The sequence below is a fragment of the Streptomyces sp. NPDC059201 genome (assembly GCF_042754585.1).
Lineage (GTDB): Bacteria > Actinomycetota > Actinomycetes > Streptomycetales > Streptomycetaceae > Streptomyces.
Window position 1 is genome coordinate 56,027 of sequence record NZ_JBHZBB010000007.1, and the last position, 13,959, is coordinate 69,985.

A 13,959-nucleotide genomic window follows, 5' to 3' on the forward strand; every position below is an offset into this window, starting at 1 on the left:
CGGCGGGTCACCGGGTGTTCCGGGCCTCCAGGCGGTCGGCCCATTCCAGGGAGTGCGCGTTGTAGGCCCGTACGACCTCGATCGCGGCCTCGGCGTCGCCGCGGGTGACGGCGTCGATCAGCTCCACGTGTCCGGACCAGAGCCAGCCGTGGAGTTCGCGCTCGGCCCGCAGGTAGGGCACGGAGAAGACCCACGCCTGGACGCGGAGCCGGTACAGGAACTCGGCGATGTGCTCGTTGCGGGCGACGAGCCGGCCCAGCTCGCGCCAGTAGCGCAGGTCGTAGCCGATGAGGACGTCCAGGTCGCCGGCGCGGGCGGCGCGGACGGCGGCCTCGCCCCGGCGGCGTATCGACACCAGGACGACCCCGATGCCGGGGTCCGGCTCGGGGAGCGGGGCCCGCCGGCGCGGGGTCTGGCGGCGGAAGATGCCGTCGACGACGAGCATCCGGGCCTCGACCATGTCCCGGTAGTCGGCCACCGAGAACTGGTGGACCCGGAAGCCGCGGTGCTGGTCGGAGTCGAGCAGCCCCTGGGCGCAGAGGTCGACGAGGGCCTCGCGGACGGGGGTGGCGGAGACGCCGTACTGCTCGGCGATCTGCTTGACGGTGAACTCCTGGCCGGCCTGGAGACGCCCCGCGAGGACTTCGTCACGGAGCGCGTCCGCGATCTGCCGACTGAGAGTGCTACGGGTGACGGCGCTGTTCGCGGACGTGCCGGGCATGGGGGTGGGCCCCTCCGTGAGGTTCCGGAAGACTCTATGACCTGGTCCTCGATTCGCCAAAGGGGAAGCCGCGGACCGCACGCGGCGCGGTGACCGGACTCGCCGGCGTGGTCACGCCGGGTGGGTTTCGGGCTTGGTGTCGCCGATCGAGTGAAGTGCGGGCAGGTGCGGCGCGGCACCACTCCGTGACTCTGTGTAATGGACAGCATGGGCGCGCCGAGGACGCACAGCACGTGCGTCCGACGAACGAAAGGACATGCCCATGCGTGCGCTCACGCGTGCCGCCGCCGTGGCCCTCTGCGCGGCCGGTCTCGCCGTCACCCTCGCGCCCACCGCGCAGGCCGCCGGATGCCGCTACTACTACACGAGCTACTTCACCGGGCCGAACGGCGAGAAGACGGGCAGCGGCAACTACGCCGAGGGCGACCGCGACCCCGAGGGCCGCGTCTGCGAGAACGGCTGGTGGGTGAGCCCGTACGACCAGGATCCGCGGGGCTGACCTGACGCGCGAGACCCCCGGCCGTGTCCGGCCGGGGGTCTCGTCATGCCGCGCGCCCCTGGGGGCGCCGCGTCAGACGGTGTGCTCGTCGGCGACGGTGAGGGCCGCGTCGAGGGCCGCCAGGCCCTGCTTGACCTCGTCGTCGGTGACGTTGCAGGCGGGGACCGCGTGGGTGCGGTTCATGTTGACGAAGGGCCAGAGGCCGTTCTTCTTCGCCGCGGCGCCGAAGGCGGCCATCGGGGCGTTGGCCTCGCCGGCCGCGTTGTACGGGACGAGCGGCTCGCGGGTCTCCTTGTTCTTGACCAGGTCGAGTGCCCAGAAGACGCCCATGCCGCGGACCTCGCCGACGGACGGGTGGCGCTCGGCGAGCTCGCGCAGGCCGGGGCCGAGGACGGTCTCGCCGATGCGGGCGGCGTTCTCGACGACCTTCTCGTCCTCCATCACGTGGATGGTGGCGACGGCCGCGGCGCAGGCCAGCGGGTGGCCGGAGTAGGTGAGGCCGCCCGGGTAGGGGCGGGTCTCGAAGGTGGCGGCGATCTTCTCGCTGATCGCCACGCCGCCCAGGGGCACGTAGCCGGAGTTGACGCCCTTGGCGAAGGTCATCAGGTCGGGCACGACGTCGAAGTGCTCGGCGGCGAACCACTTGCCGGTGCGGCCGAAGCCGGCCATGACCTCGTCGAGGACGAAGACGATGCCGTACTTGTCGCAGATCTCGCGGACACCCGTGAGGTAGCCGGGCGGCGGGGTCATGATGCCGGCGGTGCCGGGGACGGTCTCCAGGATGAGCGCGGCGATGGTGCCCGGGCCCTCGAAGGCGATGGTGTCCTCCAGGTGCGCGAGGGCGCGCTCGCACTCCTGCTGCTCGGTCTCCGCGTAGAACGCCGAGCGGTAGAGGAAGGGCGCCCAGAAGCGCACGACGCCGGCCGAGCCGGTGTCGGAGGCCCAGCGGCGCGGGTCGCCGGTGAGGTTGATCGCGGTGGAGGTGGCGCCGTGGTACGAGCGGAAGGCGGAGAGCACCTTGTGGCGGCCGGTGTGCAGCCGGGCCATCCGGACGGCGTTCTCGACGGCCTCGGCGCCGCCGTTGGTGAAGAAGATCTTGTTCAGGTCGCCGGGGGTGCGCTCGGCGATGAGGCGTGCGGCCTCCGAGCGGACGTCGACGGCGAAGGCGGGCGCGAAGGTCGCGAGCTTCCCGGCCTGCTCCTGGATGGCGGCGACCACCTTGGGGTGCTGGTAGCCGATGTTCGTGTAGACGAGGCCGCTGGTGAAGTCGAGGTAGCGGTTGCCCTCGTAGTCCCAGAAGTACGACCCCTCGGCGCCGGCCACGGCGAGCGGGTCGATCAGGCCCTGGGCGGACCAGGAGTGGAAGACGTGCGCGCGGTCCGCGGCCTTGACGGCGGCGCCGGCCTGGGGGTCGGGTACGACATGAGGGGTCATGCACCGAAGGGTAAGGAACCCCAGGTGGGGCGGCCATCACCATCTTGTCCACCGAGAACGCGCCGGACGCGACATTGTGCTCTGCCGGGGGTGGTTCCGGGGTCTGGCGGGGGTGGTTCCGGGGCCTTTCCGGGGGGCTTTCCGGGTGGGGGGCTGCGGATTTCGTCGTGGTGGCTCACCCGGCTTTCATTGACAGCATGCTGTCGTCATGGCAGTCTGCTGTCATGACCTCCAAGACCGTTCACCTCGCCGTGTACGACACCCTCGCCGACTGGGAGACGGGGCACACCACCGCCTGGCTCGCCCGGGACGGGTTCACCGTGCGGACCGTGGGCGCCGTCGCCGGGAAGCCCGTCACCACGATCGCGGGGATCCGGATCGTGCCCGACCTCGGGCTCGACGAACTGCGGCCCGAGGACAGCGCGCTGCTGATCCTGCCCGGGGCCGAGGCGTACGACGCGGGCGACGAGCTCGCCCCCTTCACCGCCGCCGCCCGCGCCTTCCTGGACGCCGGGGTGCCGGTCGCCGCCATCTGCGGGGCCGTCGCCGGGCTCGCCCGGGAGGGGCTGCTCGACACCCGGGCGCACACCGGCGCGGCCTCCTTCTACCTCGCCGCGACCGGATACGCGGGCGCGGAGCGGTACGTGGAGGCGGACGCCGTCACCGACGGGGACCTCGTCACCGCCGGGCCGACCGAGCCGGTCGCCTTCGCCCGCGAGGTCTTCGCCCGGCTCGGCGCCTACGAGGGCAAGCGGGACGCCTGGTTCCGGCTCTTCCACGACTCCGACCCGGCCGCCTTCGCCGAGCTGAACGGATGAGCCGCGCCCCGCAGGACGCCCTGAGCCGGACCGCCCTCGGCGTCTTCCGGCTCAACGGGCAGTTCCTCGCCGTCTCGGAGAAGCTGGCCGAGCCCGCCGGGCTGACCGCCGCCTGGTGGCAGGTGCTCGGGGCGGTGCTCCCGGAGCCCCTGCCGGTGGCCGGAATCGCTCGGGTCATGGGCATCACCCGGCAGAGCGTCCAGCGGATCGCCGACCTGCTCGTCCGCGACGGCCTCGCCGTCTACGCCCCCAACCCGGCGCACCGCCGCGCCAAGCTGCTCGCCCCCACGGAGGCCGGCCGCGCGGCGATCGCCCGGATCGACCCGGGCCACGCGGAGCTGGCCGCCCGGCTGACCGCCGCACTCGGCGGCCCCGCCGCCTTCGAGGAGACCGTACGGGTGCTGGAGCGGCTGTCGGCGGCGCTGGAGGCGGTCGAGGAGGCGGCCGGGCGGGAGCCGGAGGACGGGTAGCCAGGCAGTTGGGCAGCCGGGCGGCCGGTGGCTTTTCGGACATCCGCGGCGCTTATGCTGCGCGCCATGTACACGTCGGGGGGAAGCGCCGCCACCAGGGTCTGCGGGTGGGGGATGGTCGTCAGCGCGGGCGCCGCGGTGGGGTGTGCGCTGGCCGGGGTCTCGCCGTACCCGCCGCTGCTGGCGGAGCTGGTGCTCGCGGGGGTCGCGGCCGTCTTCGCGGTCGCGTGGGTGGTGGCCTCGTACCGGATCGGGGACCGGGACCTCTTCGAGGAGCCGGCGCGCAAGCCGCGGCGGCCCAACGGCGCGCTGCCGTACGTCTTCGCCGCCGGGATCCCGCTGGCCTCGATGGCCGCCTTCCTCACGGTCTTCACGCCGAGCACCGAGCGCGGGCAGTGGGAGGAGCGGATGGAGCGGGCCGGGTACGGCGCGTACACGGTGTCGGTGGTCCGGCCGGTCGGGAAGCCGACGCTCGTGCCGGAGAGCCCGGACAACGACGCGTACTACCTCACGGACGTCGTCGTGCGCGTGCCCTTCACCGCCGGGCCCCGCGAGGTCGTGGTGGAGCAGATGTTCAGCAGGCCCGAGCCGCTCGCTCCGGGGGCCGAGGTGGAGGTGTACTACGCGCCGGGCTCGCCGGGCGAGCCGGTCACCGAGGACGACCGGATCGACGGAATGGGGATGTTCTACTCGTTCGCCCTGGCGATCTGGGTCTGGCCGTGGCTGATCATCGCCGGGGCGATCATGAAGGGGTACATGGAAACCTCCGACCTGCACCGGCTGCGCCGCTTCTCGCCCGGGATCCATCTGCCCGCGCTCGGCGTCCTGTTCACCGGACTCGTGCTGCTGCTGCCGATGGCGCTGGGCTTCCAGGTGGCGAGCTTCGACCAACTGCCCGCGCTGCTGGCCTCGTTCACGCCGGTGCTCGCCCTGACCTGGGTGGTCAGGGCGAGCTGAACTGCCGGCAGTCAGTAGTCAGCAGGAGAGGTTGGCGCCGGTCGGGACGCCGAGGATCTGGGTGAACTGCTGGTACTTGCTGATGCGGCTCTGGACCTGGGCGGGGTTGCCGCCGTTGCACTCCAGGGCGCCGTTGATGGAGCGGATGGTCTCGCCGAAGCCGGCGCCGTTGACCATGGCGTTGTGGGCGGTCATCGTGCCGGGGCCGTTCTGGGTGTTCCAGTACCAGAGGCCGGTCATCATGGCGATGTCCGGCTCGCGCTCGACCCGCCAGGGGTTGTTCAGGAGGTCGATGCCGAGGGCGTCACCAGCAGCCTTGTAGTTGAAGTTCCAGGAGAGCTGGATGGGGCCGCGGCCGTAGTAGGCGGCCTGGCCGGCGGGGCAGCCGTAGGGCTGGTTCCGGTCGCAGTAGTGGGGGTAGTTGGCGGTGTTCTGCTCGACGATGTAGTAGAGCCCGGCGGTCTCGTGGGAGACGTTCGCGAGGAAGGCCGCGGCCTCCTGCTTCTTCACGGTGTCGCTGCCGGTGCCCGCGAAGGCGGGGTACTTCTTGCTGGCGGCGACCAGACCGGCGTACGTGTAGAAGGGGTTCCGGTTCGGGAACATCTGGTTGAACTGGGCCTCGGTGACCACGAATCCGGACGGGTCGGGGTTGCCGCCGCCGCCCGTGCCGCACGCGCCCTCGTCGCGCCAGACGTCGGCGGCGCCGGGACGCTCGTTCTGCGTCCACCACTTCGCGTACCAGTTGCGGCCGTTGTGCGAGGCGGTCATGCCGCCGGTGTAGACCTGGCCCGAGTTCCAGGCGGTGACGCAGGCGGGGGCCGCGCCGGCGGTGGCGGGGAGCAGGACCGCGAGCCCGAGTGCCGTACACAGGGCGGCGATCAGGGCGAGAAGACGTCGCATGCGCTGTCGTCCTTCCGGTGGGGGGAAGGCCAGCGAAGCGGCAGTGGTCTGTACCTGTCAAGGTCTAGACCAGGACTCGTGACAGAAGAACCCCTCCGGGGTCGACGCGGAGGGGCGGCTCGGAGCGGCCCCGACTCCGGAGATCCGGGGACGGGGCCAGGGCGATCCGAAGTCCGTTGCGGCTAGAGGAGGTTGAAGTCCTTCATGCCGGTGCCCTTGATCTGGACCGGCGCCTTGAACGGGCGCGCCGCGTCACCGGTGCCCGAGTAGCGGAGCAGCTCGCCCGTCGTCTTCCGGGCCAGCAGGTCGACCTTGCCGTCCGCGTCGATGTCGCCGACGGAGAGCAGCCGGTCGTACGCGTTCCACCCGCCGCCGATCCGCTCACGGCCCGCGAACGGCGTCTTGTAGTCGCCCGTGCCCTTGTACAGCCACAGGACGCCGGTCTTGTCGCGGGCGACGATGTCCGCCCTGCCGTCGCCGGTCAGGTCGCCCTGGCCGGCGATCTGGGTGTACGGGCCCCAGCCGCCGCCGACCCGCGTGCGCGGGGCGAGGCGGCCGTCCGCGTAACCCAGGTGGATCCACAGCACGCCGGCGGTGTCGACGCCGATCAGGTCCGCCTCCTTGGCCCCGCCGAGGGTGCCGGTCGAGAGGACCGTGGTGTACGTGTTCCAGCCCCGGCCGACGTTCTTCGCCGGGCGCCACTGGCCGCCGACCCAGCCGGAGAAGTCCAGCCGGCCGTTCTTGTAGAGGGTCCACGTGCCGTCGCCGGAGCCGTTGTTGGTGTTGTCGACGGTGATGCGGTCGGCGAGGTCCGCGTGGTCGAGCCCGTCGGGCCCGTCGGTGAGGAGGTAGGGCCCGTCGCGGTACCACTCCCACAGTTCCTGGGTCTGCTGGTGGACGCCGTACAGGTTGAACGCGGGCGCCACCACCCGCTCGGGAACGGGAGCCGGCGCGGCGGCGGCCGAGCCCGCCCCGGTCGCGGCCGCCACCGCGACGGCGGTGGCGGTGGCGACGAGCGCCCCCCTGAATCCGGCCCTGCGTCGTGCGAACTTCATCGGGTTCCCCCCTGCAACACTTCGGTTTCACCCTTCTGACCAGCGAAGGCCCCCCAGGGTTGCCCGAACCCACCCGCTTTCCCGCCGTCAGATCATCAGCACGATCCGCCCCGGCCGGTGCCCCGCCTCCACGCGCCGGTGCGCCTCCCCCGCCTGCTCCAGCGGCAGCACGTCCGCCACCCGGGTCGCGAGGCCGCCCGTGCCGACCAGCTCCAGGAGTTCCTTCAGGCGGGCCGCGTCCGGGCGGCCGACCACCGCGTCCACGCGGATGCCCCGCTCGCCCTCCGGCACCCGCTCGCTGGAGGCGGAGACGAAGACCCCGCCGTCCTTGAGGAGCGGCAGCAGCGGATCGGCGATCAGGGCCGCGTCGAAGACGCCGTCCACCCCGTCAGGCGCCAGGCCGAGCAGCCCGGTGCTCACCTCCTCCGGCGCCCCGCGCTCCACCACCCCTTCGGCCCCGAGGAGCCGCAGCTCGTGCGCGTCGCCCGCGGCCCCGAGGGCGATGACCCGGTGGCCCGCCCGCGCCGCCAGCTGCACCGCGAACCGGCCCACCACCCCGCTCGCGCCGGTGACCAGCACCGTCGAGCCGTCCGGCAGCACCATCAGGTCCAGCGCCTGCGCGGCGGTCAGCGCGGAGAGCGGCAGCGAGGCAGCCGCCGTGAAGTCCACCTCCTCCGGGACCGGGGCCAGCCACGCGGGCTCCACCAGGACCATCTCCGCGTACGTCCCCGCGCCGGTCTCCTCCGCCACCCAGGGCACGAAACCGGCCACGCGGGTGCCCGCCGGGAGGCCGGGCGCCGGGTCCACCAGGGTCCCGGCGAAGTCGTAGCCGAGCACGAAGGGCGGGGCGAGGGCGCCGAGCGCGGCGGCGAACCGGCCGGAGCGGATCTTGAGGTCCGCCTGGTTGACCCCGGCGGCCTTGAGCCGTACCCGCACCCGGCCCGGGGCGTCCGCGGGGTCCGGCTCCGGGCGGCGCGCGGATCTGAGGACCTCGGGTCCGCCGTAGGCGGTCACTTCGACGACACGCATGGGGTTCCTCCTCCGGAAGGGCCCCCTCACGGCCATTACATCCACGCTCGTCCGACCCGGGCAACCCCGGCCGGGCCACCCGGACGACCCCCGCCCGGGGCCTCTCGGACGCCCCTCGGGCCGGGCTGAACGAGCGGCGAATTCCAGGTGTCGGGCCGCTAGGCCGCCCCCGGCTTCGCACACCCGTCCGTACCGTCCCGGCCATGGAGTCCCGATGGAGTGGATAACCGCCGAGAACGTGGTCGCCGTCGCCACCGCCCTCCTCGGCGTCCTCGTCTCGCTCGGCGCCGTCTGGATCGACCGCTTCAAGCCACAGCGCAAGCGCCTCGGCTACCGCGTGCAGCTGAACACGCCGCTGCACAAGGAGGGCGACGACCGGGACGGCGTGATGACCGTCCGCGACGGCGAGGTGCTGGGCAGCGCCGCCGCGGGCGCGTCCCTCGTCCTGCTCCGCATCGAGAACGACCGCGACCTCGACATCAGCATCGACGACTACGGCGTCGGCCCCGCCGAGCACGCCCTCCGGATCACCTTCGGAACCCCGGCGGTGACCGTCCGGGGCGTCGTCGCCACCGTCCCGCCCGGCTGGAACCCCGTCCGCGACGACCTCGACAGCGCCCCCAAGCTCGGCCGGTCCGGCAACGCCGTCCTCGTCCCCCGGGTGGCCCTCGATCCCGGCCAGTACTTCAAGCTGCTCGTCCAGCTCTCCGGCCCCGTCGCCGACCGCGACATCAAGGTGCACGGCACCGTCGCCGGCGGCTCCATCCGCCGCAACCGCTCCACCACCCCCGACGACCAGACGGGCCGCTTCAGCCCCGCCGCCCGCACCGTCACCGTCGTCCTCACCGCCTGCGTGGTCGCGCTGGCCGCGATCATCGTCCGCGAGCAGACCCCGCCCCCGATCGGCTGCGCCCGCGGCAGCCTCACCGTCACCGGCTCCACCGCCTTCGCGCCGGTCGTCCGGGAGGTGGCGAAGGCGTACGAGAAGGACTGCGCGGGAGCCACCGTCACCGTCGACGCCGACGGCTCCACCTCCGGCGTCCGCGACCTCGCCGAGCTGGGCGCGAAGAGCGAGGGCTCCCCCGCCGTCATCGCCCTCTCCGACGGGCACGGGCCCGGCGGAGACCCGCGGCTGCGCGAGCACATGGTGGCCGTCTCCCTCTTCACCGTCGTCGTCCACGACGCCGTCCCCGTCCGGAACCTCACCCTGGAGCAGATCCGCGCCCTCTACCGGGGCGACGTCGCCCGCTGGAACCGGCTGGAGGGCCCCGGGCTGCCGGCCGCCCTCCCCGACCTGCCCGTCCTCCTCGTCAGCCGGGACGCGGGCTCCGGCACCCGGGAGGTCTTCCAGCGGCGGGTCCTCGGCCGCAACGAGCCCGCCAACTCCTCCCGCGACTGCGCCACCGTCGACGACCCGGAGGCGAGCGTCGTCCGCTGCGAACTCGACTCCACCGACCAGGTCCTGGCCACCGTCGCCCGCCTCCCCGGGGCGATCGGCTACGCGGAACTCGGTGCGGGCTCCACGGCGAAGGGCCTGCACGGCGTCGCCCTCGACGGCCGCGGCCCGGTCCTGGAGGAGCTGGGCGCGTCCCCGTACCCGTACCGGGAGATCGAGTACGCCTACACCTGGGGCGATCCGGCGAGCGACTCCCTCACCGCGAGCTTCCTCGCCTACCTCGCGCGCGGGCGCGGCCAGGACGTCGTGCGCGCCCGGGGGCACCTGCCGTGCGCCACCCCGAAGGGGCTGCGGATCTGCGGGGAGGGCTGACACCGGACCGTGACCCGGAGCGCCCCGGCCGCCGCGCCCGGTCTGGCATCCTCTTGCCACGTGGAGCCATTGAACGCGGAAGACCCGGTCAGCATCGGCCCGTTCCGTATCGTCGGCCGGCTCGGGGTCGGCGGCATGGGCCGGGTGTTCCTCGCGCGTTCGGCCGGCGGGCGGACCGTCGCCGTGAAGGTGGTGCACGCCGAGCTGGCCGCCCAGGAGGAGTTCCGGCGCCGCTTCGCCCGGGAGGTCGAGGCGCTGGAGCGGGTCGGCGGCAGCGGCACCGCGCCCGTCCTCGGGTCCGACACCGACGCCGCCTCGCCGTGGGTGGCCATCGGGTACGTGCCGGGGCCGTCGCTGCGGACGGTCGTCGGCGACGAGTACGGGCCGCTGCCGTCCTCGACGGTACGGTCCCTGGCCGCCGGCCTGGGCCAGGCACTCGACCACATCCACCGGGCCGGGCTCGTCCACCGCGACCTCAAGCCGTCCAACGTGCTGCTGACCGTCGACGGGCCCCGGATCATCGACTTCGGCATCGCCCGCGCCGTCGACACCGTCACCGACGGCGGCCTCACCAGCACCGGCGCGGTCGTCGGCTCGCCCGGCTTCATGTCGCCCGAGCAGGTGCGCGGCGAGAAGCTGGGCCCGGCCTCCGACGTCTTCTGCCTGGGCTCGGTCCTCGCCTACGCGGCGACCGGCCGCTCCCCGTTCGGCACCTCGGACAGCGGCGTCCACGCGCTGATGTTCCGGATCGCCCACGACGAGCCGGACCTGACGGACGTGGCGCCCGCGCTGACCGGGCTGATCCGGGCCTGCCTCGCCAAGGACCCGGCGGCCCGGCCGACGGCGGCCGAGATCGCCGAGACGCTGCCGGTCGCCGACCCGTGGCTGCCCGCCGACGTCCTGGCCCGCCTCGGGCGGCACGCGGCGCGGCTCCTGGAGGCGGAGAGCACCGGCGACGCGACGGCCGCGCCCGGCGCCGGAGGCACGTACGCCCCGGACCGTACGGCGGGCGGCTCGGCGCCCGGCGACCCGACGCCCGGCCCCTCCGCACCCCCCACGGACCCTGCGCCCGAGCCGCCGCGCTCCCGGTCCCGGCGGCGGGTGCTGACGGCCGCGCTGACGACGGCGGCCGTCGCGGCGGCGGCGGGCGTCGGCTACGCCCTCTGGCCGTTCGGCGGGCCGGGCGGCGGCACCCCGGCGGACGGCCGGGGCGGCGGCTCCGGCTCGTCGTCGGTCACGCGGCCCGCCGGGGCCGTGCCGGCCGTCTTCCTCGGCGCGTGGGAGGGCGTCCTGCGGGGCACCGAGGAGCACCCCCGCGAGACCGTCCGCATCGAGCTCGTCCAGGGCGCGGTCGGCACCAAGACCGCCGTCTACACGCACGTCGGCGACGGGCGCCTGTGCATGGGCCGCTCGCGGCTGGTCTCCGCCGACGAGGACAAGGTGGTCCTCGGCGAGTCCGACGTGACGACCAGCGTGCCCGCCCAGCGGTGCATGGCGGCCGCCCACCAGACCCTCACCCTGCGCTCCCCCGAGGTCGTCGAATGGACCTCGGGCGCCGCGGAGGCCACCTTCCGCAAGGCCCGCACCGGCTCGCAGATCCTGCCCGCGAAGTACCTCGGCCGCTGGAAGGCGCGCCCGCTGGTCGAGGGCCCGGCCGCGGACCGCTTCACCGACGAGGTGACGCTCACCCAGGGCCCGGTCGGCGCGGCCGTCTTCCGCTCGCTGAGCGTCTACCCGCGCACCGACGAGGAGGGCAACACCCTCTCCGACTCGGTCAACTGCACCTGGACCGCGATCCTCGCCGGCACCGGCCACCCGCTCGTCCTCGGCCCGCAGACCGCCGCCCCCGGCTCGGACGCGGAGTGCCAGCTGGAGGACGTCGGCAGCTACCTGCTCCTGACCACGTACAAGGGCGAGGAGATCCTCCAGGTCTACCCGATGACGGACACGGAGCCGGGCGAGTACTACCGCCAGGACTGATGGCCCGGTGGGAAGCGCGAAGGGCCCGCACCCGGTCGAACCGGGTGCGGGCCCTTCGTACGGGATCCCGCGGACCGCCTACAGGAAGGAGTTGATCTCGATGGTCTCGGTGCGGCCGGGGCCGACGCCGATGGCGGAGATCGGGGCGCCGGACATCTCCTCCAGCGCCTTCACGTAGTTCTGCGCGTTCTTCGGGAGGTCCGCGAAGGTCTTGGCCTTCGTGATGTCCTCCGACCAGCCGGGCAGGGTCTCGTAGATCGGCTTCGCGTGGTGGAAGTCGGTCTGGGAGTACGGGAGCTCCTCGACGCGCTTGCCGTCGATCTCGTACGCGACGCAGACGGGGATCTCCTCCCAGCCGGTCAGGACGTCCAGCTTGGTGAGGAAGAAGTCCGTCAGGCCGTTCACGCGGGTGGCGTAGCGGGCGATGACCGCGTCGAACCAGCCGCAGCGGCGGTCACGGCCGGTGGTGACGCCCCGCTCGCCGCCGATGCGGCGCAGCGCCTCGCCGTCCGCGTCGAAGAGCTCGGTCGGGAACGGGCCGGCGCCGACGCGGGTCGTGTACGCCTTCAGGATGCCGATGACGCGGCTGATCTTCGTCGGGCCGACGCCCGCGCCGGTGCAGGCACCGCCGGCGGTCGGGTTCGACGAGGTGACGAAGGGGTACGTGCCGTGGTCGACGTCCAGGAGGGTGCCCTGGCCGCCCTCGAAGAGGACGACCTTGCCCTCGTCGATGGCGTTGTTGAGGATCAGCGTCGTGTCGGCGACGTACGGCTTGATCTGCTCCGCGTACTGGAGCATCTCCTCGACGATGCGGCCGGACTCGATGGCGCGGCGGTTGAAGACCTTGGCGAGGAGCTGGTTCTTCTGCTCCAGGGCCGCCTCGACCTTCTGCTCCAGGATGGACTCGTCGTAGAGGTCCTGGACCCGGATGCCGGTGCGGTTGATCTTGTCGGCGTAGGTGGGGCCGATGCCGCGACCGGTGGTACCGATCTTGCGCTTGCCGAGGAACCGTTCCGTCACCTTGTCGAGGGTGACGTTGTACGGGGTGATCAGATGGGCGTTGCCGCTGATCAGGAGCTTCGACGTGTCGACGCCGCGGTCGTTGAGTCCGCTCAGCTCGGAGAGCAGGACCGCAGGGTCGACGACGACACCGTTCCCGATCACCGGGGTGCACCCCGGGGAGAGGATTCCGGAAGGGAGGAGGTGGAGCGCGTACTTCTGGTCGCCTACGACGACCGTGTGGCCGGCATTGTTGCCGCCCTGGTAACGCACCACGTAGTCCACGGATCCACCGAGGAGGTCGGTGGCCTTTCCCTTGCCCTCGTCACCCCACTGAGCACCGAGCAGCACAAGTGCGGGCACAGGCGTACACCCCTTCCGGGTGGGGCATGTCCAAGGTCAGGGGGCATACGCCGCCTCACCGGTGTGCCCCGGAATAGACGAAGCCCCTGGCGCAATAGCGCAAGGGGCTCTTGCACAAAGATGCTACCCGAGGAAGGACCGAGGTGTCGGATCACGACCAGCTGCTGGTCATCGTCGACCCGGTCGCCCGCCGAAGTGACGGCGAGTCCGTGCGGATCGCGAAGGATGTGCTGTCCGCGGGCGCGGAGGCGAAGATCTGCCTGCCGGACTCCCCCGAGGAATTCTCCCGGGCCCTGTCCCGGCGCGGCTCCCGGCGCCCCGTCGTCCTCGGCGACGACCGGGCGCTGCTGCGCGCGGTGGCCCTGCTGCACCGGGACCGGACACCGCTCGCGCTCGTCCCGATCGGCCCGCCGGACGCCCTGGAGGTCGCTTTCGGCTTCGGCGTGCCGCGCGGCGCGGTGGCCGCCGCGCGGACGGTCCTGGACGGGGCGGTGCGGAGCCTGGACCTGCTGGTGGACGACAGCGACGGGGTGGTCCTCGGCGATCTGCGGGTGCCCGCCGTGCCCGTGCCCGCCGCAGGCACCGCCCCCTCCGTCTGGGGCACCTGCCGCTCCCTGGTGCGCACGCTGGTGCGCCCCGCGCCGCCGGTCCCCTCGGTGCTGGTGCACCGGCTGCGGGTGGAGGCGGACGGGGTGCTGCTGGCCGACATGGACGCGCCGGTGACGGCGGTGACGGCCCGCCCGGCGGACAGCGGCGACGGCACGGCGGACGTGACCGTCCACCCGGCCGCCGCCCCACCCCGCCACGCCGCGGCCGCCACCCTCACCGTCTCCGGCCCCGACTTCCGCTACCGGGCCGACGGCCGCGTGGCGGGCCCGGTCCGCCGCCGCACCTGGACGGTCCGCACGGCCGGCTGGGGCCTGACCCTGCCCCGGGAGCCGGCTCCGCGGGCCGGGGGCTGACGCC

13 protein-coding genes are annotated in these 13,959 nt (G+C 73.4%); 7 read left to right on the forward strand and 6 right to left on the reverse strand.

All coding sequences use genetic code 11. The features are described 5' to 3' along the window. Positions 1-7: 7 nt before the first annotated feature. Positions 8-721, reverse strand: a complete 714-nt coding sequence (locus tag ACFXMG_RS22550; protein ID WP_383816060.1) for a GntR family transcriptional regulator — start codon at positions 719-721, stop codon at positions 8-10. A gap of 262 nt (positions 722-983) precedes the next feature. On the opposite strand from ACFXMG_RS22550, the gene ACFXMG_RS22555 reads away from it, so the two are divergent. Beyond that, positions 984-1,220, forward strand: coding sequence for a hypothetical protein (locus ACFXMG_RS22555; protein WP_383816057.1), 237 nt, complete (start codon positions 984-986; stop codon positions 1,218-1,220). 72 nt (positions 1,221-1,292) lie between these two features. Here ACFXMG_RS22555 and ACFXMG_RS22560 read toward each other — a convergent pair whose 3' ends face one another. Further along, positions 1,293-2,654, reverse strand: coding sequence for an aspartate aminotransferase family protein (locus ACFXMG_RS22560; protein WP_383816054.1), 1,362 nt, complete (start codon positions 2,652-2,654; stop codon positions 1,293-1,295). A gap of 224 nt (positions 2,655-2,878) precedes the next feature. Between ACFXMG_RS22560 and ACFXMG_RS22565 the strand changes: the two genes are divergently transcribed. From ACFXMG_RS22565 to ACFXMG_RS22575, 3 genes are all read left to right on the forward strand, one after another. Further along, the gene (locus tag ACFXMG_RS22565) at positions 2,879-3,472 is read left to right on the forward strand and encodes a DJ-1/PfpI family protein (RefSeq protein WP_383816051.1); all 594 of its coding nucleotides are present in this window, start codon (positions 2,879-2,881) and stop codon (positions 3,470-3,472) included. Continuing rightward, positions 3,469-3,942 carry a MarR family winged helix-turn-helix transcriptional regulator gene (locus tag ACFXMG_RS22570; protein ID WP_383816048.1) on the forward strand — a complete coding sequence of 158 codons (474 nt, stop codon included), beginning with the start codon at positions 3,469-3,471 and terminating at the stop codon, positions 3,940-3,942. Before ACFXMG_RS22565 ends, ACFXMG_RS22570 begins: the two co-directional genes overlap by 4 nt. 66 nt (positions 3,943-4,008) lie before the next feature. Next, the gene (locus ACFXMG_RS22575) at positions 4,009-4,899 is read left to right on the forward strand and encodes a hypothetical protein (protein ID WP_383816045.1); all 891 of its coding nucleotides are present in this window, start codon (positions 4,009-4,011) and stop codon (positions 4,897-4,899) included. Positions 4,900-4,917: 18 nt separating this feature from the next. Here ACFXMG_RS22575 and ACFXMG_RS22580 read toward each other — a convergent pair whose 3' ends face one another. From ACFXMG_RS22580 to ACFXMG_RS22590, 3 genes are all read right to left on the reverse strand, one after another. Then, positions 4,918-5,799 (reverse strand): glycoside hydrolase family 19 protein, encoded by an 882-nt coding sequence (locus ACFXMG_RS22580; RefSeq protein ID WP_383816042.1) that lies wholly within the window; start codon positions 5,797-5,799, stop codon positions 4,918-4,920. 182 nt (positions 5,800-5,981) lie between these two features. After that, positions 5,982-6,854, reverse strand: a complete 873-nt coding sequence (locus tag ACFXMG_RS22585; RefSeq protein ID WP_383816039.1) for an FG-GAP repeat domain-containing protein — start codon at positions 6,852-6,854, stop codon at positions 5,982-5,984. Between the two features lie 87 nt (positions 6,855-6,941). Continuing rightward, positions 6,942-7,883, reverse strand: coding sequence for an NADP-dependent oxidoreductase (locus tag ACFXMG_RS22590; protein WP_383816037.1), 942 nt, complete (start codon positions 7,881-7,883; stop codon positions 6,942-6,944). Positions 7,884-8,097: 214 nt separating this feature from the next. On the opposite strand from ACFXMG_RS22590, the gene ACFXMG_RS22595 reads away from it, so the two are divergent. Beyond that, a complete protein-coding gene (locus ACFXMG_RS22595) occupies positions 8,098-9,651 on the forward strand; it encodes a PstS family phosphate ABC transporter substrate-binding protein (RefSeq protein ID WP_383816034.1) in 1,554 nt (517 codons plus the stop codon). 60 nt (positions 9,652-9,711) lie between these two features. Then, positions 9,712-11,631, forward strand: a complete 1,920-nt coding sequence (locus ACFXMG_RS22600) for a serine/threonine-protein kinase (RefSeq protein ID WP_383816032.1) — start codon at positions 9,712-9,714, stop codon at positions 11,629-11,631. 78 nt (positions 11,632-11,709) lie between these two features. Here ACFXMG_RS22600 and ACFXMG_RS22605 read toward each other — a convergent pair whose 3' ends face one another. After that, on the reverse strand, positions 11,710-12,993 hold the full coding sequence (locus ACFXMG_RS22605) for an adenylosuccinate synthase (RefSeq protein WP_383816029.1): 1,284 nt from the start codon (positions 12,991-12,993) through the stop codon (positions 11,710-11,712). 143 nt (positions 12,994-13,136) lie between these two features. Here ACFXMG_RS22605 and ACFXMG_RS22610 point away from each other — a divergent pair, with 143 nt between their 5' ends. Next, the gene (locus ACFXMG_RS22610; protein WP_383816026.1) at positions 13,137-13,955 is read left to right on the forward strand and encodes a diacylglycerol kinase; all 819 of its coding nucleotides are present in this window, start codon (positions 13,137-13,139) and stop codon (positions 13,953-13,955) included. Positions 13,956-13,959: the final 4 nt, after the last annotated feature.

Bases quoted from the DNA above. Each gene is read 5' to 3' on its own strand.
- ACFXMG_RS22550 (WP_383816060.1), bottom strand. From the start codon at position 721: ATGCCCGGCACGTCCGCGAACAGCGCCGTCACCCGTAGCACTCTCAGT.
- ACFXMG_RS22555 (WP_383816057.1), top strand. From the start codon at position 984: ATGCGTGCGCTCACGCGTGCCGCCGCCGTGGCCCTCTGCGCGGCCGGT.
- ACFXMG_RS22560 (WP_383816054.1), bottom strand. From the start codon at position 2,654: ATGACCCCTCATGTCGTACCCGACCCCCAGGCCGGCGCCGCCGTCAAG.
- ACFXMG_RS22565 (WP_383816051.1), top strand. From the start codon at position 2,879: ATGACCTCCAAGACCGTTCACCTCGCCGTGTACGACACCCTCGCCGAC.
- ACFXMG_RS22570 (WP_383816048.1), top strand. From the start codon at position 3,469: ATGAGCCGCGCCCCGCAGGACGCCCTGAGCCGGACCGCCCTCGGCGTC.
- ACFXMG_RS22575 (WP_383816045.1), top strand. From the start codon at position 4,009: ATGTACACGTCGGGGGGAAGCGCCGCCACCAGGGTCTGCGGGTGGGGG.
- ACFXMG_RS22580 (WP_383816042.1), bottom strand. From the start codon at position 5,799: ATGCGACGTCTTCTCGCCCTGATCGCCGCCCTGTGTACGGCACTCGGG.
- ACFXMG_RS22585 (WP_383816039.1), bottom strand. From the start codon at position 6,854: ATGAAGTTCGCACGACGCAGGGCCGGATTCAGGGGGGCGCTCGTCGCC.
- ACFXMG_RS22590 (WP_383816037.1), bottom strand. From the start codon at position 7,883: ATGCGTGTCGTCGAAGTGACCGCCTACGGCGGACCCGAGGTCCTCAGA.
- ACFXMG_RS22595 (WP_383816034.1), top strand. From the start codon at position 8,098: ATGGAGTGGATAACCGCCGAGAACGTGGTCGCCGTCGCCACCGCCCTC.